At 62.9% G+C, this 17982-nt stretch carries 16 protein-coding genes; 7 read left to right on the forward strand and 9 right to left on the reverse strand.

What is annotated here, in order from left to right; translation table 11 throughout:
- The first annotated feature begins 12 nt into the window (after positions 1 to 12).
- Positions 13 to 1143, forward strand: a complete 1131-nt coding sequence (locus tag BLS75_RS27015; RefSeq protein ID WP_072452126.1) for a lysozyme inhibitor LprI family protein — start codon at positions 13 to 15, stop codon at positions 1141 to 1143.
- A gap of 72 nt (positions 1144 to 1215) precedes the next feature.
- Here BLS75_RS27015 and BLS75_RS27020 read toward each other — a convergent pair whose 3' ends face one another.
- On the reverse strand, positions 1216 to 1911 hold the full coding sequence (locus tag BLS75_RS27020) for a tetratricopeptide repeat protein (RefSeq protein WP_053148549.1): 696 nt from the start codon (positions 1909 to 1911) through the stop codon (positions 1216 to 1218).
- Positions 1912 to 1916: 5 nt separating this feature from the next.
- The gene (locus BLS75_RS27025) at positions 1917 to 2582 is read right to left on the reverse strand and encodes a hypothetical protein (protein WP_232643933.1); all 666 of its coding nucleotides are present in this window, start codon (positions 2580 to 2582) and stop codon (positions 1917 to 1919) included.
- Positions 2583 to 2718: 136 nt separating this feature from the next.
- On the opposite strand from BLS75_RS27025, the gene BLS75_RS27030 reads away from it, so the two are divergent.
- Positions 2719 to 3567 carry a hypothetical protein gene (locus BLS75_RS27030; RefSeq protein ID WP_041774032.1) on the forward strand — a complete coding sequence of 283 codons (849 nt, stop codon included), beginning with the start codon at positions 2719 to 2721 and terminating at the stop codon, positions 3565 to 3567.
- 80 nt (positions 3568 to 3647) lie between these two features.
- Here BLS75_RS27030 and BLS75_RS27035 read toward each other — a convergent pair whose 3' ends face one another.
- The 3 genes from BLS75_RS27035 to BLS75_RS27045 all read right to left on the reverse strand — a co-directional run bounded on the left by BLS75_RS27035 (position 3648) and on the right by BLS75_RS27045 (position 6282).
- Complete coding sequence (locus BLS75_RS27035) at positions 3648 to 4931, reverse strand: OprD family porin (RefSeq protein ID WP_072443798.1); 1284 nt, start codon at positions 4929 to 4931, stop codon at positions 3648 to 3650.
- 238 nt (positions 4932 to 5169) lie between these two features.
- On the reverse strand, positions 5170 to 5559 hold the full coding sequence (locus BLS75_RS27040) for a nuclear transport factor 2 family protein (RefSeq protein ID WP_011058690.1): 390 nt from the start codon (positions 5557 to 5559) through the stop codon (positions 5170 to 5172).
- Between the two features lie 27 nt (positions 5560 to 5586).
- The gene (locus BLS75_RS27045) at positions 5587 to 6282 is read right to left on the reverse strand and encodes a DsbA family protein (protein WP_072452127.1); all 696 of its coding nucleotides are present in this window, start codon (positions 6280 to 6282) and stop codon (positions 5587 to 5589) included.
- Positions 6283 to 6544: 262 nt separating this feature from the next.
- Between BLS75_RS27045 and BLS75_RS27050 the strand changes: the two genes are divergently transcribed.
- Positions 6545 to 8644: a TonB-dependent receptor gene (locus BLS75_RS27050; RefSeq protein ID WP_072452128.1), complete on the forward strand. Its 2100-nt coding sequence runs from the start codon at positions 6545 to 6547 to the stop codon at positions 8642 to 8644.
- Positions 8645 to 8726: 82 nt separating this feature from the next.
- Here BLS75_RS27050 and BLS75_RS27055 read toward each other — a convergent pair whose 3' ends face one another.
- The 4 genes from BLS75_RS27055 to BLS75_RS27070 all read right to left on the reverse strand — a co-directional run bounded on the left by BLS75_RS27055 (position 8727) and on the right by BLS75_RS27070 (position 14346).
- A complete protein-coding gene (locus BLS75_RS27055; RefSeq protein ID WP_011058687.1) occupies positions 8727 to 8927 on the reverse strand; it encodes a hypothetical protein in 201 nt (66 codons plus the stop codon).
- A gap of 244 nt (positions 8928 to 9171) precedes the next feature.
- On the reverse strand, positions 9172 to 10278 hold the full coding sequence (gene aguA, locus BLS75_RS27060) for an agmatine deiminase (protein WP_011058686.1): 1107 nt from the start codon (positions 10276 to 10278) through the stop codon (positions 9172 to 9174).
- A gap of 5 nt (positions 10279 to 10283) precedes the next feature.
- The gene (gene aguB, locus BLS75_RS27065) at positions 10284 to 11162 is read right to left on the reverse strand and encodes an N-carbamoylputrescine amidase (protein ID WP_011058685.1); all 879 of its coding nucleotides are present in this window, start codon (positions 11160 to 11162) and stop codon (positions 10284 to 10286) included.
- A 265-nt stretch (positions 11163 to 11427) separates the two neighbouring features.
- Complete coding sequence (locus BLS75_RS27070) at positions 11428 to 14346, reverse strand: aminotransferase (protein WP_072452129.1); 2919 nt, start codon at positions 14344 to 14346, stop codon at positions 11428 to 11430.
- Positions 14347 to 14578: 232 nt separating this feature from the next.
- Between BLS75_RS27070 and rfbB the strand changes: the two genes are divergently transcribed.
- From rfbB to rfbD, 4 genes are read left to right on the forward strand one after another with little or no spacing between them, the layout of a single operon-like run.
- A complete protein-coding gene (rfbB, locus tag BLS75_RS27075) occupies positions 14579 to 15661 on the forward strand; it encodes a dTDP-glucose 4,6-dehydratase (RefSeq protein ID WP_072452130.1) in 1083 nt (360 codons plus the stop codon).
- Complete coding sequence (rfbA, locus tag BLS75_RS27080) at positions 15658 to 16533, forward strand: glucose-1-phosphate thymidylyltransferase RfbA (RefSeq protein ID WP_072452131.1); 876 nt, start codon at positions 15658 to 15660, stop codon at positions 16531 to 16533. The genes rfbB and rfbA overlap by 4 nt, the downstream gene beginning before the upstream one ends.
- A complete protein-coding gene (gene rfbC / locus BLS75_RS27085) occupies positions 16530 to 17075 on the forward strand; it encodes a dTDP-4-dehydrorhamnose 3,5-epimerase (RefSeq protein ID WP_072443790.1) in 546 nt (181 codons plus the stop codon). The genes rfbA and rfbC overlap by 4 nt, the downstream gene beginning before the upstream one ends.
- Positions 17072 to 17953, forward strand: a complete 882-nt coding sequence (gene rfbD / locus BLS75_RS27090) for a dTDP-4-dehydrorhamnose reductase (RefSeq protein WP_015633783.1) — start codon at positions 17072 to 17074, stop codon at positions 17951 to 17953. Before rfbC ends, rfbD begins: the two co-directional genes overlap by 4 nt.
- Positions 17954 to 17982 lie beyond the last annotated feature (29 nt).

A 17982-nucleotide genomic window follows, 5' to 3' on the forward strand; every position in this document is an offset into this window, starting at 1 on the left:
AAGGATGTGTTGATGAAGCTCCCTTTGCTCTCGCTGGCGGCCATGAGCCTCGCCCTGGGCGCGCTGACGCCCGATCTGCAGGCCGCCGGCTTCGACTGCGCCAAGGCCTCGACCCAAGTGGAAAAGACTGTCTGCGCCACGCCGACGCTGTCCGCCAAGGACGAGGAGATGACCCGCCGCTACCAGGCGCTGAAGCACTTGCAGGTGTTCCGCCTGCTGCAAGGCCATTGGTTGAAGAACACCCGCAATACCTGCTCCGACACCGATTGCCTGGAGTCGGTCTACCGGGCCCAGGTGAAAATGCTCACGTCGCTGCCGATTCCTCCCGAGCCCGCCCCGGACGCACTGCGCCCACTGGCTCCCGGCGAGGCGTACCTGGTCTATGACCCGGACGACTGGCAGAACTTCACCCTGGCCACCTTCAACAGCACCCTGCCCCAGGGCGACCAGCAGATCGTCGATGCCCAGGTGATAGCCGGGGTGCTGCATGTGGTGCTGTTTGTCGGGCGCTATCAGCAGGGCAAGCCGGTGTATGTCGGCACCCTGTATGAGTACGCCGATGACCAGCCGGGGCTGCATCCCATCGCCCAGGACATCGCCTTCGCCGGCTGGGCCAATCCCGGGGCCAACGACCAGGGGCCGCGCTACGCCGGGATAGTCGATGGCCAGTTCTACTACCGCGAGCAGCTGGCGGGCCAGTTGCAGCAAAGCATGGTCTACCGCCTGGGTTCGCGCAGCGCGCCCTCCAGCACCCAGCAGGTGTTCCAGGTTGGCTCCAACACCTTCATGCACGCCCGGGCGCGGGTGGAGCAGGACCTCAATCGCGACAGCAGCCAGCTGTCCCTGAACTATGACCGCGCCAACGCGGGCAGCCATTCGGAGAACATCACCGAGCAGAAACAGCCCGATGCCGGATGGGCCATCGTCAACCCGACCTGGAGCACCACGCGCCCGGTGCTGTACTTCGATAACCAAGGGCCCCGGGCCTGTATCTGGCGGGTCGATATGCGGGGCAAGGAGTTGTCGAAGATAGTCACCGATCACGACGCAATGTCGGCCCGGCCGGTGGATATCCATGGCCGTGAAGCGGTGGTCTACCTGCAGGGCAACCAGCTGAAGTTCGCCATCAATCCGGACGACTGACGAACAGCGTTCGCGGATAAAAAAAGGCTCGCGATCAGGCGAGCCTTTTTTATTGCATCAACCACGCTGCATTCAAGGCAGCTTGATCTTGTACTCGGCCAGCTTGGCCTGGTGCTGCGGCTCGACGTACTTCTGGTTCACCAGCTTGGCGAACTTGGCAAAGTCGGCGCGGGCGTCGTCGGTCTGGCCCAGTTTGTCGTAGGCCAGGCCGCGGTGGTAGAAGGCCCAGGCATAGTCGGGCTGCTTCAACAGGCCGGTGCTGTAGGCTTCCGCGGCCTCGCGGTAGCGACCCAGGTCGTACAGCGTCTGGCCCAAGTGGTAGTAGGTCGGCATGTTGAAACCGCTGCCCTTGCCAGCCTCGCCCAGGTTGTTGTCAAGGTTGGACTGCACCAGCTCCAGGGCCTTTTGCGGGTTGCCCGCTTCGCGATACAGACGGCTCAGGTCCAGCACCGCCCGAGCATCGGGCTTGGGGCCCAACTCGATGGATTTTTCCTTGGCAGCGATGGCTTCCGGATAACGCTTGAAGCTGGCGTAGGCATCGGATTTGAGCCAGTACACCAGGCTCTGCATGGGCTGGCTCAGCTGGTTCTTCTCAAGGCACAGGTCGGCCTCTTGCAGCACCACGTCGAATTTTTCGGCCTTGGAAGCCTGGCCCACCATGCGGCAATGGGCGTAGTTGATCTGGTCCTGGCTCTGCAGGCTGGCGCAGCCAGTCACAGCAAGGGCACACACAAGCAGGAGCGACCCGCGTACAGACAATGAAGGCATGTTTTTCAATCCAGCAGATGGGCGTTGAGGTCAGGGCGATATACCTGCAGCAACGGCGCGGTGACCGTACCCTGCAAGCTGCAGAAGATCGTGGTGCGTCCGGCAATCGGTGCGTGGGTGGTACCGATGTCGATGCTCAGGATGCGCTCGACATAACCGAACGGCGTAGCCACGCCACCGCCCGCCAGGCCTTCGGTGCGCCACTGGTCGATGGGGTCGCCGACCCGGCGGATCTCCACCCGGCTCATGGCGCTGCGGTCTGCCTTCAGGCGGCTGTTGTCCACCAGCAGCGGCTTGAGCGCCGCGGCCACGTCCTTGGGCTGGCCCTCGGCGACAAAGCCCCAGAACAGCAGGTTGCCCACCGACTTCAGCGACTGGGCTTCGTTGTAGTAGCCCACCAGGCGCACGCCATTGACCAGCAGCGGCTGTTCGAAGGCCTGGTAGCGTCCGCCCTCCTGCAAAGGGTTCATGACCTTGGGCGCGCTTACCGCACCGTACCGGGCCAGGCTCAAGGTGCCGGTCGGCAGTCGGGCGGTATTCAGGTTCTGGAAGAACTGCGCATCGCAGCGGGAGAAGTCGCTCAGCAACTGCTCGGGCGCAGTCGCTTGCTGGCCGTGGGCGATGCTGGCGACGCTCAGCAGGCACAGGCCGGATAGCAGGGTACGGAACATCGAAATCATCCGTGACGAGACAGGGGGGTGGACTGTAACAAGATTGATATGCACCAACCACTGGCTGAAAATCCCGGCGCCCCGCGACTTGGCCATTCATGCCCTAGCTTTCCCTGCCCCAAGGACCCCCTATCAAATGGAACTCTCGGAACGACTGCTGAATATCCTCAAAAACAACCCCAGCTGGATCGGGCGGGTGTATGAGTCATTCATCATTTCCGCGATCAAGGAATTCGAGCGCAACAATCCGCCGGCCCATAGCCCCGACTTTGATCCAAAGACCAACCAGCGGCCTTACGGATACCGGCACAACAAGCTGTTCGACCCGGCCAGTGAAGACAATGGCGAAACCGATGTGGCGGATATCTATTTTGGCTACCCGCAACCGCTGCTGGATGCGTGCAAGATCACCACAGATCCGTTGGTAGAGGACCAGAGCTGGTTCTGCCGGACAACCTGGAACGGCTGGGCAGTGGAGGTCAAAACCAAGCGCGTCGACAAAACAGATAGGCCGCTGCATCACCTGGCCTTTGCCGGGGAACTGAACACCGCACTGCCCGTGGCGCGCAAGACAGCCTGGATGCAGACCCGCAACGGCGAGGAATTGATCAGCAACCAGCTCAAGCGCCGCTGGGCAGACCTGTACGTCTACATCCTCTACCAACTCGATGACGGGCTTCCCGACTTCACGGGCGCCACCGGCACTTACATCCTGGTGATCCCGACGCTCCTCTTGAATGAAGCCTTGAGAGACACAAGTGAAGACGCAGAAACCATACAGCTGAACAAACTCATGAAGATTCTGGACCTTCATCACCTGCGCTACTTCACCCACCTGACGCAAAACATTCCGGGAAAAATGCTCCAGCTCGCCAGTGAACAGTGGCAAGCAATGTTTGCCTACAAGCGTGAAGGCGACGCCTTGAAACGACAGTGGTACGAAAACACCTACCTGCCCTCGCAGGCAAAACCCCAGAAACAATAACCCGGACATGAAAAAGCCCCGAACCAGTCGGGGCTTTTCGTGTGGCAACCACCTGGTATCAGGCGGTGATCAGGCGTTCATCAGAACACGTTGATCGGGTAGTCGACGAACACACGCAGTTCGTTGCCACCTTTGTTGTACTCATACGACTTCTGCGACACACGCAGAACCGAGCTGCGCACTTTGACGCTCAGGTCCTTGGCCGGGCCGCTCTGCACTACGTACTTGAGCTGGTTGAAGATTTCTCGCTCGCTGCCACCAGTGCTGTTGACGGTGGTGATGTTGTCGCCACGCACGTAGGCCACGTTGTAGGTCAGGCCCGGTACGCCGAAGGCGCCGAAGTCCAGACCGTAGCCCAGTTGCCAGCTGCGTTCGTCTTCGGCGTTGAAGTCGGACCAGTAGGAGTTGGCCAGGTAGATGGTGTTGCCGCCATCACCCACATAGCCGGACTTCTGATAACCGCCATAGGCGTAGCCCAAGTGGCTGTCGCCGGTGCTGCGCTGATGGGCGACGGTGAACGAGTGCGGGCCAGTGGCGAAGGTCGCCGCCAGGCTCCAGATCTTGTTGTCCTGGCCGCCGGCGTTGAGGTCCTTGGCGAAGGATTTGTCCAGCTTGGTGCGGTAACCGTTGAAGTCCAGGGTCAGGGACTGGTCGGTGGCCAGTGGGAACACGTAGTTGAGGTTCACGTATTGTTTCTTCAGCACGTCTTCGACGTCGGATGCGTACAGCGCGCCCTTGAACTGTTCGGTGAACTGGTAGCTACCGCCCAATACGTTGATCGACTTCAGGCCACCACTGTCACGGCCTTCGGCGCTCTTGCGCGATTCGGCGGTGAAGTGACCGGCGTTCAGCTCCAGGCCCTTGATCTCCTTGGAGGTGATCAGGGTACCGGTGTAGCTTTCCGGCAGCAGGCGCGAGTTGTCGTAGTTCAGCACCGGCAGGGCCGGCATCTGGTCACCGTAGGTCAGCACAGTGTTGGAGAAACGGAACTTGACTGCAGCACCGGCCTTGGCCAGGTCGTCTGCAGCGCTACCGCTGTCACCCTGCTTGAAGAAGTCGATGCCGCCGGCACCGCTGCGACCCTTGCCGCCGTCCAGGCGCAGTGCGTACAGGCCGAAGGCGTCAACGCCCACGCCCACGGTGCCTTGGGTAAAACCGGAAGAAAAGGTGCCGATGGCAGCCTGGCCCCACTCGGCCTTGTCCTTGTTACGGTCTTTATAGTCACGGTTGATGTAGGCGTTGCGCAGCAGCACTTTCAGGCTGCTGTCTTCAACAAAACCCTTGGCGTCGGCCTGGCCGTCGGCCATGGCCTGTGTAGCGCTCAAAATCCCCAGTGCAATCAAGCAGATCCGCTGTTTAAACATTTTATTTTCCTTATTACGGTTTGGTGACGCGCTGTGAGCTCCGCGGCTATGGCGATTGAACGCTCTTCTACCGTTGAAACAAAAAAGCCCGACCGCGGGTGAGCACGGTGGGCCTTTTATTATTCTGAAATATGGCTCCTGGCCACAGGCGTTGGGGCGAATCCTATCTGCGCCTTTAACAACGTGTCAATTTCGTGAATCGTCTTTGAATAGCTGAAAATATTCTAAGAACTGCGGGCTAGAGCATTGCCAGCTGCACAGTGTGACTGTCCACGAATTGCTCGAAGTGAGTGACCTTGCCATCTTTAAGGGTCCACAAGTGAGCCACCCGTACATCGATCGGCTTGCCCGAGGCCTTGTAGACGCCCTGGTAATTGCCATAGGCGAACACCTTGTCGCCCTGGGCCACATAGTTCTCGACCTTGAAGGTGAAGTCCTGCCACTCCGAGCCCAGGCGCTTGAAGACGTGCTCCAGCACCGCCTCGAACCCTATATAGGTGCCGGCATAAGGAAAGCCCGCCGCCTCGGTCCAGCGGGCATCGGGGGCCAGGGCCGCTGCGGTGTTGCGCGCATTTTCCTGGGAGTTGGCACCTTCGTAGGTGCTCTTGATCAACGCTAGGTTATCCATGGGTGACTCCACGCAGGTCAGGTGAGTTCAGGGTGTGCAACCGTCCAGGCCACAGGCCTGGACCACGCCATCGTGAGGGCCGCTATCGGCGCCCAGGGAGGTCTTCAGCCAGTCGGCGAAGGCCTCGGGTTTGCCCAGCCAGGGGCTGATGTCGAGCAACTGGTAACGACCATCGCGCTCCAGCACCAGGGTCGGGAAGCCTTGCCCGCCGACCTTGGCCAACAGGGCCCGGCTGGCCTTTATATGGTTGTCCAGTTCATGGGCCCCCGCCTGGTCGAAGGCCGCCTCGAAGGCGGCCGGGGCAAACCCCTGGGCCTGCGCCAGCTCCAGCAGCACCTGCCGGTCGGCGATCCTGCGCCCTTCCAGATAATGCGCCGTCTGCAACCGGCCCAGAAATTCCAGGCCCCGCCCTTCCATAGCCTGGGCCGCCAGTACGGCAGCAATCGGCGGCGCCGAGTCGAAGGTGGCCGTCTCATCCCGCAGCAGGCCCTCGAAATAGGCCTGGCCAAAAGGCTGCCCGGTGTACTCGGCGATCCGCCGGTCATGGGGCATGACGTACTCGCGCAGTTGCGGCGAGACCGGCTGGCGGTTGCGCCCGGTCATCATGCCGCCGGCATGGGCCACCACCGGCACCACCGCCTGGGCGGCCTGCACCAGCGGCTTGGCACCGTAGCACCAGCCGCACAGGGGGTCATAAATATAGTGAAGGGTGGCCAAGGACATATCTGGGCTCCAGCAAGGTCTTGAAAATTCGATGTCACGCAGACTAGGCCGCGCGCGCCAAGGAAAAAACCTCGAATTGGCTTTTAGTCTGTTGCTGTAACCGGTCGAATCCGTCTGTTTAGCCTCAGTATGCGAACCGATACCCGAAAGATACATTCAGAAACAAATAGCCCGGGGAACTTATTAGGGAATATTTAACATCTGTTAATGACAAGCATTACCATTCGCACCCTCGAATTCCCCCTTCTCGGATGCGTTTCAGATGCCTGCCCATTTCCGCCTCATGCCCCTGTCCCTGGGTCTTTGCACCCTGCTGGCCAGCGGTTTTGCCTGCGCTGCCAGCACTACCCTGCCGATGACCTCCATCAGTGCCGAGGCCGAAGCCGACCCCGATGACCCTCGCGTCAAGGAAGTCAGCACTGCAACCCGTACCTCGACCCCGGCGCGCTACGTGCCCCAGGCCATCGACACAATCAAGACCGCCAACGTGCTGGACTACGGCGTCAACGACCTGGGCAGCGCCCTGAGTGGCATTCCCAACGTCAGCAGCGGCTCGGACACGCGCTTCGACAGCCTGCGGATCCGCGGCTTCGATGCCAGTAACGACTTCTACCTGGACGGCATCCGCGACGACAGCCAATACGTGCGCGACCTGCACAACATCGAGCGCATCGAAGTGCTCAAGGGCCCGGCGGCAGTGCTCTACGGCCGTGGCAGCCAGGGCGGGATCATCAACCGGGTGAGCAAGCTGCCGGAATTCGGCCGCCGCTCCAGCGTCGAAGTCCAGGGCGGCAGCCAGGACCTGCGCAGCCTGTATGCCGACCTCAGCGCCGACCCGACAGAGAACATCAGCCTGCGCCTGAACCTGGGCAACGAGGACCGGAACAGTTTCCGCAAAGGCGTCAGCGGCAACCGCCAATTGTTCGCCCCGTCCATGAGCTGGCAACTGACCCCGGACCTGAACTGGCTGGTGCAGTACGAATACAGCCGCTACAACCGCACCCCGGACCGCGGCATCCCCGGGGTCAACGGACGCCCGGCGGACGTCAGCCGCGACACCACCTACGGCGATCACCGCGACTACATCGACGACAAGTCCCAGTCCCTGCGCTCCAAGCTGAGCTACGAGCTCAGCGAGAACTGGCAACTGCGCCACACCCTGGGGGTATTCAAGCTCAACAGCGACTTCGACAACACCTACCAGACCGGCTACAACGCCACGACGGGCAAGGTCCAACGCCAACGCTGGCAGCAGGACCTGAAGACCCGCAACGTCTACAACAACACCGAACTGGAGGGCCGTTTCGACACCTTCGGCCTGGAACATCGCCTGCTCACCGGCCTGGAGCTCGGCAGCCAGCGCCGCGACCCGATCCTCTACAACGCCGCCACTTCCGGGCCGGGCAGCCAGGCGGTGCCCGCCGTCGACCTGTACAACCCCAACCCGTACCAGAGCCACACCGGCCGCATGCAGGTCTCCAGCAACAACCACACCGAGGTCGAAAGCCGGGCCCTCTATGTGCAGGACCAACTGCGCCTGAACGATCAATGGCAATTGCTCGCCGGCCTGCGCTACGACAACTTCGATGTGCAGACCAGCAACCGCAAGAACGGGCTCTCCGAAAGCCGCGAGAGCCATAGCGTCAGCCCGCGCCTGGGGGTGGTCTGGACGCCGCTGGAGCACCACTCGTTCTATGCCTCGTGGAGCAAGTCGTTCTCACCGGTGGGCGGCGGCCTGATCGGCATCACCCCGAACGCCGCCGGTAACGGCAACGACCTGAGCCCTGAGCTCACCCGGCAGAAGGAAGTCGGAGTCAAGAGCGACTGGCTGGGCGAACGCCTGAGCACCACCCTGGCGGTGTATGAGCTGGAGCTCTACAACCGTCGCACCTCCGATCCGCAGGACCGCAGCATCACCCTGCTCACCGGGCTGCAACGCTCCCGCGGCATCGAGCTGACGGGCACCGGCAAGATCGTCGGCAACTGGTACCTGCGCGGCGGCATCGGCCTGCAGGACGCCGTGGTGGTCAAGGACAACAACGGCTTCGAAGACAAGCGCGTGAACAACGTCGCCAAGCGCAATGGCAGCCTGTTCATCACCTGGAAACCGGAACTGGGCTGGTACGCCGAGACCGGCCTGACCCTGGTCGGCGACCGCTTCGCCGATAGCAGCAACACCGTGGCGCTGCCCGGTTATGGCCGCTGGGACGCCCTGGCCGGTTACCGGCACAAGGACTGGGACGTACGCGCCGCGCTGAACAATATCGCCGACCGCGAGTACTACAGTTCCGCCACCAGCGCCTTCCAGATCCAGCCGGGCGACCCTCGCAGCCTGGTGGTCACCGGCAACTACCGCTTCTGACGCCCGGATGCCCGGCATCTGAATGCCAGGCAAAAAAAAAGCGCTGCCATCCCGGCAGCGCTTCGCACAATCCCTTGTTTGTCTATCCTTTCACCACATCCCACAACGCCTGCAGTTCCGCCTCGCTGAGCAATCCAGCGGGGTAACGCTCAATGATGATCCGGCGCGGATCAGGTTCCCTGATCTGACGCGTTCCATTGGACTTCAACCACTGGGCCAGCACCTGCAGCGACTCGTTATTCATTGCCAAGGGATGGGACGCCCGCTCGCTGACCATGTTCATTCCAGCGCTCTCCTGGTATCTGAGCGGCCTAACTTATCCAAGCTTTATGACAGAACAACACCGTTCTCCATGTCTCAGAATCACCCCAGGAGAGATACAAGAGCTATGCCAATGTGCCACCCGTGCCGATATACGGCCATGAAAAAGCCCGCGGCCTGTCTAGGCTGCGGGCTGGCTGGCGAAGCTCAGGCCATGGGCCGGGCCGGCACCGGCAAACAACCGGCATCGGCTGTTACAACGGCACTCAAATCCGCTGTGGCGCGGGCTGTTGCTGGGTAAGGCAGTGGATATTGCCGCCCCCCAGTAACAGTTCACGGCCCGGCACCATCACCACTTCGTGCTCGGGAAACAGCTGCTGCAGGATGGCCTTGGCCTGGGCGTCCATCGGGTCGTCAAAGCTGGGCGCGATGATCCCGCCATTGACGATCAGGAAGTTCACGTAGGAACCCGCCAGGCGCACCGAAGGGTTGCGCTCCTGGCTGCCCTCTACCGCGTCGACCCCGGCGCATTCCTCTTCGGTGGCGTACAAGGGGCCGGGAATCGGCATCTTGTGCACCTTGAAGGTGCGGCCCTTGGCGTCACGGGTGTTTTCCAGCACCTGCAGGGCGGCCTGGCAACGCGGGTAGTTCGGGTCCTGGGGGTCGTCGGTCCAGGCCAGCAGCACTTCGCCCGGGCGCACATAGCAGCAGAAGTTATCCACATGGCCGTCGGTTTCGTCGTTGTACAGGCCGTCCGGCAGCCAGACGATCTGCTCCACCGCTAGATGCTCGCGCAGTACCGCCTCGATCTCTTCGCGGGACAGGTGCGGGTTGCGGTTGTGGTTGAGCAGGCATTCCTCGGTGGTGATCAGGGTGCCTTCGCCATCGACGTGGATCGAGCCACCTTCGAGCACGAAGCCCTCGGTGCGGTACTCCTGGCAACGTTCGATTTCCAGCACCTTGCTGGCGACCTGCTCGTCACGATTCCAAGGCGAATACAGGCCGCCTTCGAAGCCGCCCCAGGCGTTGAAACCCCAGTGCACGCCGCGCACTTCGCCGCTGGCGTTGATGACGAAAGTCGGGCCGGTGTCGCGGACCCAGGCGTCGTCGCTGGACATTTCCACCACACGGATATTGGGCACGTCCAGGCGTGCCCGGGCGTTTTCATACTGGGCCGCGGACACGGCCACTGTCACCGGTTCAAAGCGCGCGATGGCCTTGGCCACCGCGGCATGGGCGGCCTGCGCCGGCTTGCCGCCCAGGCGCCAGTTGTCCGGGCGCTCGGGCCAGATCATCCAGGCCTGGGTCTGGGTCGCCCATTCGGCGGGCATGTAGAAACCGTCGGCGCGCGGCGTGCTGTGCAAAGTGCTCATAGTGTTCAGGACTCCAGGGAACCGTCGAGGGTTTTCAGCGCGCCATAGAGGTTCGGACGACGGTCACGGAAACTGCCCCAGGCGCTGCGGATGTGCTCGAGCTCGTCGAGGTCGAAGCTGTGCACAAGGATACCTTCTTCAGTTTGGTTGAGCTCCTGAACCTTCTCGCCGAACTGATTGGCGATGAAGGACGAGCCGTAGAAGGTGATGTCATAGCCGTCCTGCTCTTCGTTGCCGATGCGGTTGCTGGCGATCAGCGGCATCAGGTTGGCCCCGGCATGGCCCTGCTGCACCCGCTGCCAGTGGTCGCGGGAGGAAATTGTCTGGTCGTGGGGCTCGCTGCCGATGGCGGTGGGGTAGAAGAGAATTTCCGCGCCTTGCAGGGCCATGCTGCGGGCGCACTCGGGGAACCACTGGTCCCAGCAGATGCCCACGCCGATCTTCGCGTAGCGGGTGTTCCATACCTTGAAGCCGGTATCGCCCGGGTTGAAGTAGTACTTTTCGTGGTAGCCGGGGCCATCCGGGATGTGGCTTTTCCGATAAATCCCGAGGTTGCTGCCATCGGCATCGATGATCGCGATGCTGTTGAAACGCGCCCGCCCGGCCAGCTCGTAGAAGCTGATGGGCAGCACCACTTGCAGCTCCCTGGCGACTTTCTGGAAGTGCGCGATGGCGGCGTTGCTGTCCACCGTGGTGGCCAGTTGCAGGTAATCCGGGTTGGGCTTCTGGCAGAAGTAAGGCGCCTCGAACAGTTCCTGGATCAGGATGATCTGCGCCCCCTTGGCCGCGGCTTCGCGCACCAGTTTCTCAGCGGTTTCGAGGTTGGCCTCAAGGTCCCAGGAACAGGCCATCTGGGTAGCGGCGACGGTAACGGTACGGCTCATGGATCAACTCCTGGGCAAGGCGAAGCGGTCGATGACAACGGACACAAGGCACCGGGCACGGCGAGGCCGGGCCTGGATATGGCCACTTTATATCCGATAAATATCGACTTTAAAAGCTGAAAAATCATTATGCACGATAAATTACCGACAAAAAGCCGATAACAATCGAACTATCAAGAAACGTATTCGCCGGCAAGCCGGCTCCTACCAAGCGTTGCAGGAGCCGGCCGGCGAATGGAGGCCAACGCAAAGCAGAGCCCTGCGCCTACAGCTCTTCGCTCAACACCTTGGCCAGCATGTCGACGAAGAAATCCACGCTCTGGCGAGTCGTGACCATCGGCGGCTTGATCTTGAGGATGTTCAGGTGATCGCCGGTAGGTTGCATGAAAATCCCCAGCTCGCGCAGGCGTTCGCACAGCAGGGTGGTTTCCTCGGTGGCCGGTTCCAGGGTGGCGTGATCGCGGATCAGTTCCAGCCCCAGGTAGAAACCGGAACCATGCACCGCTCCCACCAGCGGGTGGTTTTCCTTGAGCGCCTCCAGACGCTGCCGGAAGTGTTCACCGACCACCTGGGCGTTTTCCCAGAGTTTCTCTTCCTGCATCACATCCAGCACCGCAATGCCGATGCGGCAACTGACCGGGCTGCCGCCGGACGAGGAGAAGAAATAGCCTTCGGCCTCCAGCGCTTCGGCGATTTCCCGCCGGGTGATCACCGCACCCAAGGGCTGGCCGTTGCCCATGCCCTTGGCCATGGTGATGATGTCCGGGGTCACGCCCTGCTCCTCGAAGCCCCAGAAGAACTGGCCCATGCGCCCGTAGCCGACCTGGATCTCGTCGGCGATGCACACCCCGCCCCGGGCCCGCACCCGCTCGTAGACCTGCTGCAGGTAGCCCGGTGGCAGCGAAATCCCTCCGGCGTTGCCATACACGGGTTCGCAGATGAAACCGGCCAGTTGGCGTTGCTGCTCATCCAGCTTGTGCAGTTGCTGGTCGACGCTGCGCAGGTAGTGCGGGGTGCTGTCCTGGCCGCGGAACTCGCCGCGATAGGTGTTGGGCGCGGTCACCGGGTGCACCCACTCCGGACGGCTGGTGAGGGCCTGGGGGTTGTCGGCGATGGAGGTGGACACTGCGTCAGCCGCCACCGACCAGCCGTGGTAGGCCTCCAGCACACTGAGCATGTCGCGCCCGCCGCTGTAGGCCCAGGCCAGGCGGATCGCCAGGTCATTGGCCTCGGTGCCGCTGTTGACCAGGAACACCCGGTCCATGGAATCCGGTGCCAGGGCCAGCAGGCGCTCGGAGAACTCGACGATCGCCGCATAGTGGAAACGCGAGTTGGTGTTGAGCAGCGACCATTGCCGCGCCGCTTCAGCGGCCATGCGCGGGTGACCGTGGCCCAGCACCGCGACGTTGTTGAGCATGTCCAGGTAGGAACGCCCCTGCATGTCGATCAAGTGGTTGCGCCAGCCGCGCTCGATCCGCGGCGGGTCGAGGTAATAGTGCTTCTGCGAGCGGGCAAAACTGGCGTCACGACGCTCCAGCAGGGTTTGCGGATCCAGTTCCGGCTCGGCATCGCAGGCCAGCCCCAGCAGCGCCGCCGGCGAGGGGCAAAGGGCTTGCCAGGCCGGGGCTCGGGACGGCGTACAAAACAGCGGCGGATCCAGTTCGGCAGCGCGACACAGCTGCACCTTGAGCCGACCATCCGCCGCCACGGCGCCCAGCACCTGGCCCTTGACCAGCGCCGCTCCCGGATGCAACGAAGGCTCGACGCCCCACAGGTGCACACTCAGGGTCGGGCCGTCGAGGCGCAACAGGCCTTGCTCGCCACGGTGCAGGACCCCGGCGAACGGCGCTTCCACAGCGGTGCCTGGCGGCACTTGCAGTTGTACATGCAAGGGGCAGGTCGAGGGTTCCTCGGCGCTATCGGGACGGGTCTGCGACAGGCGGTACTGTCCATAGCGGCTGGCTGCCAGGCCATGGGCGGCGCCGGCTTCGGCCAACAGGCGATCGTCGATCCCCGGCTGCTCCCAATTGCCCGCCTCGAAGTGCGGGCTGAGCACGCCCAGGTCGATCAGGGCGAATTCGCGCCCCACCAGGCTCGGCAACAGCGGGGCGAACCCCTCACCGCCAATGGCAGGCAGTGCGTGCCCGACAGCGGTGAGAATCGCCGCCTCCATGAACTCGAACGACACCGAGTTGGCGACCTGGAAAATCTCCCACTCGTGGCTCAGGTTGGCACGGCTGTAGGCATTGCCCGGGTCGATGCTGACCTGCTGCTCGCCACTGAGCACCAGCACCGCCGCCCGGGCCACGATCAGAGGCCAGAGCGCCAGCAGCTCCGCCCGTTGCAACGGGTTGACCTGATGGTAGGCCTGGATCGCCGGGAGGATGCGCAGCGGGTCGCCCTCGGCGTGATGCAGCAGCGCCGCGCAGGTCACCGACAGGTCGGTGATGCGCCAGGTGCGGATCAGGTCGCCGAAATCGATCACCCCCTGCACCTGCCAATGCCGTGCTTCATCCCGCTGCCAGACCACATTGTCATCGGTGATGTCCATATGGATGGCCTGCACCGGCAGTTGCTCCAGCAGCGGATGCAAGCGGCGCTCGGCGCGTTGCGCGGCACTGGCGATCACCGCTCGTTGCTGCGGGTCGGCAATGACCGGCAGCAGATGCCCGATCAATGCCTGGGCATGCCGGGCGTCCCATTGCAGGGTGCGCTCCAGGCCCGGATGCTCGAAATCCGCCAGGGCCAGGTCCATCTGCCCGCACAGCCGGCCCAGGCCCGCCACCAGCTCACCGCCCAGGTGCGGCAGCTGGGTCAGGGAGCGGCCTTCTATATAGTCCAGCAGGCGCACGTGCAGCGCTTGCCCGGCGATCTCCAGGGACAGCAGGTCTGCGCCGTTTGTCGCCGGGATGACCCTGGGCACTCGCAGCTCCGGGTGCTGTTGCAGATGCTTGAGGCCGGCGTGCTGCGCCTGCAACTCCAGGACCGAGTAGTCGCCGCGGCAGATCTTCAGGACAAACCGCCCCTGGGGGCTGTCGACGCGGTAGTTGAGGTCTTGCTGGCTGCCCAGCGAGTGCAGGGTGCCGTGCAGGCCGTAGTGGCTTTCCAGCAACTCCAGCGCTTGCTGCGCTAAGACTTGCGGGCTGGGCAGACTGGCACGGTGGATCAAGGTGGCGAGCAACATACAACGACCCCTGGAATTGTTATAGGGCGCTTATATCGCCACTGCCTAGAGCGATACGCAACCCCTCGGGCTATCGCGAGGGTGCAAAGCCACGTCCGTCGCGGGGGGCTGGGGGCGCCAGCTGGGACAAATTCGACTGGTGGTGCCTATTGCGCCTCGGGGGCTGTACCGACAAGCTATGCTGCATTCGCTCAGGTTATTGATCGTTTTCTAAGGATACAGGCCCCCCAACATGCGCATTCTCGTTACCGGCGGAGCCGGTTTTATCGGCTCGGCCCTGGTCCGCCATCTGCTTCAGCACACGGAACACGAAGTGCTGAACCTGGACAAACTGACCTACGCAGGCAACCTGGAATCGCTGCACAGCATCGCCAGCAACAGCCGCTATGAGTTCGTCAAGGCCGATATCGTCGACCAGGCCACCGTCAGCGCCGTGCTGGCGCGCTTCCAGCCACACGCGATCATGCACCTGGCTGCCGAGTCCCATGTCGACCGCTCCATCGACGGGCCGTCCGACTTCATCCAGACCAATATCGTCGGCACCTACAGCCTGCTGGAAGCGACCCGCGCCTACTGGCACACATTGCCCGAGGCGGAAAAAGCCGCTTTCCGTTTCCACCATATTTCCACCGATGAAGTCTATGGCGACCTGCATGGCGTCGATGACCTGTTCACCGAAACCACGCCCTACGCCCCCAGCTCGCCCTACTCCGCCAGCAAGGCCGCATCCGACCACCTGGTCCGTGCCTGGCAGCGTACCTATGGGCTGCCGGTGCTGATCACCAACTGCTCCAACAACTACGGCCCGTTCCACTTCCCCGAAAAGCTGATTCCGCTGGTGATCCTCAACGCCCTGGCAGGCAAGCCGTTGCCGGTGTACGGCAACGGCCTGCAGGTACGCGACTGGCTGTATGTCGAGGATCACGCCCGGGCCCTGTTCAAGGTGATGACCGAAGGCGCGGTCGGCGAGACCTACAACATCGGCGGCCACAACGAGCAGAAAAACATCGACGTGGTACGCGGCATCTGCAGCCTGCTGGAAGAGCTGGCCCCGCAGAAACCCCAGGGCGTGGCTCACTACGCCGACCTCATCACCTTCGTCCAGGACCGCCCCGGCCACGACCTGCGCTACGCCATCGACGCCGGCAAGATCGAGCGCGAGCTGGGCTGGGTTCCGGAAGAAACCTTCACCAGTGGCCTGCGCAAGACCGTGCAGTGGTACCTGGAAAACCTCGAGTGGTGCCGCCGGGTACAAGACGGCAGCTACCAGGGCGAACGCCTGGGTTCCACCGACATCAAGGATCTGATTGCATGATCAAAGGCATTGTTCTGGCGGGCGGCTCCGGCACCCGTCTGCACCCCATCACCCTCGGTGTGTCCAAGCAACTGCTGCCAATCTACGACAAGCCGATGATCTACTACCCGATCTCGGTACTGATGCTGGCCGGCATCCAGGACATCCTGATCATCTCCACCCCCCAGGACCTGCCGCAATACCGCAACCTGCTGGGTGACGGCAGCCAGTTCGGCGTGCGTTTTTGCTATGCCGAACAGCCTTCGCCGGATGGCCTGGCCCAGGCCTTCCTGATTGGCGAGGAGTTCATCGGCAATGACCCGGTGTGCCTGATCCTGGGCGACAACATCTTCCACGGCCAGTACTTCGGCGAACAGCTGCGCGACGCCGCCAAGCGCACCAGCGGCGCCACGGTGTTCGGCTACTGGGTCAAGGACCCGGAGCGTTTCGGGGTCATCGACTTCGACAGCGAGGGCCGTGCCCTGTCCATCGAAGAAAAGCCCAAGAAGCCGAAGTCCAGCTACGCGGTCACCGGCCTGTACTTCTACGACAACGACGTGGTGCAGATCGCCAAGGCGGTCAAGCCTTCGCCCCGAGGCGAACTGGAGATCACCGACGTCAACAACGCCTACCTCAAGCGTGGCGACCTGCACGTGGAGCGTTTTGGCCGGGGCTTTGCCTGGCTCGACACCGGCACCCACGACAGCCTGCTGGAGGCCTCGCAGTACGTGCAGACCATCGAGCATCGCCAGGGCCTGAAAGTCGCCTGCCTGGAAGAGATCGCCTATGAGAACCGCTGGATCAGCCGCGAGCACCTGCTGGAGCGCGCCGCTTATTTCGGCAAGACCGGCTATGGCCAGTACCTGTTCACTCTGGCGGGGGAAGCGCAATGAAGGTCATCCCCACCGACCTGCCCGGCGTACTGATCATCGAGCCCAAGGTCTTTGGCGACGAGCGTGGCTTCTTCTACGAAAGCTTCAATGCCAAGGCCTTTGCCGAGGCCACCGGCATCGACGCGCAATTCGTCCAGGACAACCATTCCCGCTCGCAGAAAGGCGTGCTGCGTGGCCTGCACTATCAGTTGCAGAACACCCAGGGGAAGCTGGTGCGAGTGACCCAGGGCGAGGTGCTCGACATTGCGGTGGATATCCGCCGCAGCTCCCCCCACTTCGGCCAATGGGTAGCGGTACGGCTTTGCGCACAGAATCATCGCCAGCTCTGGGTGCCCGAAGGGTTTGCCCATGGTTTCGTGGTGCTCAGTGATTTCGCCGAGTTCCTCTACAAGACCACGGACTACTACACCCCGTCCGCCGAGCGCTGCATCCGCTGGGACGACCCGACCCTGGCCATCGACTGGGAGCTCGACGAGCCCCCGCAACTGTCCGCCAAGGATCAGGCCGGCGCCCTTCTGACCGAGGCTGATCTGTTCCCATGAACGCTCCTCTGAAAATCCTTATCAGCGGCCAGCACGGCCAGGTCTCCCGGGAGCTGCAGCAGCGCCTCGGCGACCTGGGCGAGCTGGTGGTCCTGGGTCGTGAGCAACTGGACCTGAGCCACCCGGAGCAGATCCGCCAGCAAGTGCGCGCCATTCGCCCGGACCTGATCATCAATGCCGCCGCCCACACCGCCGTCGACCAGGCCCAGAGTGAGCCGGAGCTGGCTTTTGCGATCAACGCCACAGCCCCCGGGATCTTCGCCCAGGAAGCCTTCGAGCTGGGTGTGCCGCTGATTCACTACTCCACCGACTACGTGTTCGATGGCAGCAAGGAAACGCCCTATGTTGAGGACGACGAGCCCAACCCGCTGAGTGTCTACGGCGAGAGCAAGCTGGCTGGCGAACGGGCGATCCGGCTGGTCCAGGGCCAGCATTTGATCCTGCGCACCAGTTGGGTCTATTCCAGCCATGGCAAGAACTTCCTGCTGACCATGCAGCGCCTGCTGCAGGAAAAACCCGAGCTGCGGGTGGTGGCCGACCAGATCGGCGCGCCCACCTGGGCCGGCACCATCGCCACCAGCACCCGGGCGCTGATCGAGCGCTGGCGAGCCGGGCAGCCCGGCGCCTGGGGCACCTACCACCTCACCGCCCACGGCGAGACTTCCTGGTTCGGCTTTGCCCAGGCCATCGGCGAGCAGTTGCTGGCCATGGACAAACCCTGCGCCGTCCTTGAAGCCATCCCTTCCAGCGCTTACCCGACACCGGCGCCGCGGCCGTTGAACTCACGCCTGGACTGCAGCCGCCTGGCACGGGAGTGGGGCGTGGTCCAGCCGGACTGGCACACCGCATTGCGCGAGTGTCTTGCCGAGCAGGGCTAGGCATAATGCGCCTGTATCCACAGGCGCCT

It is taken from the genome of Pseudomonas sp. NFPP12 (assembly GCF_900103205.1).
In the GTDB taxonomy this organism is placed as follows: domain Bacteria; phylum Pseudomonadota; class Gammaproteobacteria; order Pseudomonadales; family Pseudomonadaceae; genus Aquipseudomonas; species Aquipseudomonas protegens.

What these genes read in the sequence shown, in the direction of transcription:
- rfbB (WP_072452130.1), top strand. Translation starts at nt 14,579, where the DNA reads ATGCGCATTCTCGTTACCGGCGGAGCCGGTTTTATCGGCTCGGCCCTG.
- rfbC (WP_072443790.1), top strand. Translation starts at nt 16,530, where the DNA reads ATGAAGGTCATCCCCACCGACCTGCCCGGCGTACTGATCATCGAGCCC.
- BLS75_RS27055 (WP_011058687.1), bottom strand. Translation starts at nt 8,927, where the DNA reads ATGAACATGGTCAGCGAGCGGGCGTCCCATCCCTTGGCAATGAATAAC.
- rfbD (WP_015633783.1), top strand. Translation starts at nt 17,072, where the DNA reads ATGAACGCTCCTCTGAAAATCCTTATCAGCGGCCAGCACGGCCAGGTC.
- BLS75_RS27020 (WP_053148549.1), bottom strand. Translation starts at nt 1,911, where the DNA reads ATGCCTTCATTGTCTGTACGCGGGTCGCTCCTGCTTGTGTGTGCCCTT.
- BLS75_RS27040 (WP_011058690.1), bottom strand. Translation starts at nt 5,559, where the DNA reads ATGGATAACCTAGCGTTGATCAAGAGCACCTACGAAGGTGCCAACTCC.
- aguB (WP_011058685.1), bottom strand. Translation starts at nt 11,162, where the DNA reads ATGAGCCGTACCGTTACCGTCGCCGCTACCCAGATGGCCTGTTCCTGG.
- BLS75_RS27025 (WP_232643933.1), bottom strand. Translation starts at nt 2,582, where the DNA reads ATGTTCCGTACCCTGCTATCCGGCCTGTGCCTGCTGAGCGTCGCCAGC.
- aguA (WP_011058686.1), bottom strand. Translation starts at nt 10,278, where the DNA reads ATGAGCACTTTGCACAGCACGCCGCGCGCCGACGGTTTCTACATGCCC.
- BLS75_RS27030 (WP_041774032.1), top strand. Translation starts at nt 2,719, where the DNA reads ATGGAACTCTCGGAACGACTGCTGAATATCCTCAAAAACAACCCCAGC.
- BLS75_RS27070 (WP_072452129.1), bottom strand. Translation starts at nt 14,346, where the DNA reads ATGTTGCTCGCCACCTTGATCCACCGTGCCAGTCTGCCCAGCCCGCAA.
- BLS75_RS27050 (WP_072452128.1), top strand. Translation starts at nt 6,545, where the DNA reads ATGCCTGCCCATTTCCGCCTCATGCCCCTGTCCCTGGGTCTTTGCACC.
- BLS75_RS27015 (WP_072452126.1), top strand. Translation starts at nt 13, where the DNA reads ATGAAGCTCCCTTTGCTCTCGCTGGCGGCCATGAGCCTCGCCCTGGGC.
- BLS75_RS27045 (WP_072452127.1), bottom strand. Translation starts at nt 6,282, where the DNA reads ATGTCCTTGGCCACCCTTCACTATATTTATGACCCCCTGTGCGGCTGG.
- BLS75_RS27035 (WP_072443798.1), bottom strand. Translation starts at nt 4,931, where the DNA reads ATGTTTAAACAGCGGATCTGCTTGATTGCACTGGGGATTTTGAGCGCT.
- rfbA (WP_072452131.1), top strand. Translation starts at nt 15,658, where the DNA reads ATGATCAAAGGCATTGTTCTGGCGGGCGGCTCCGGCACCCGTCTGCAC.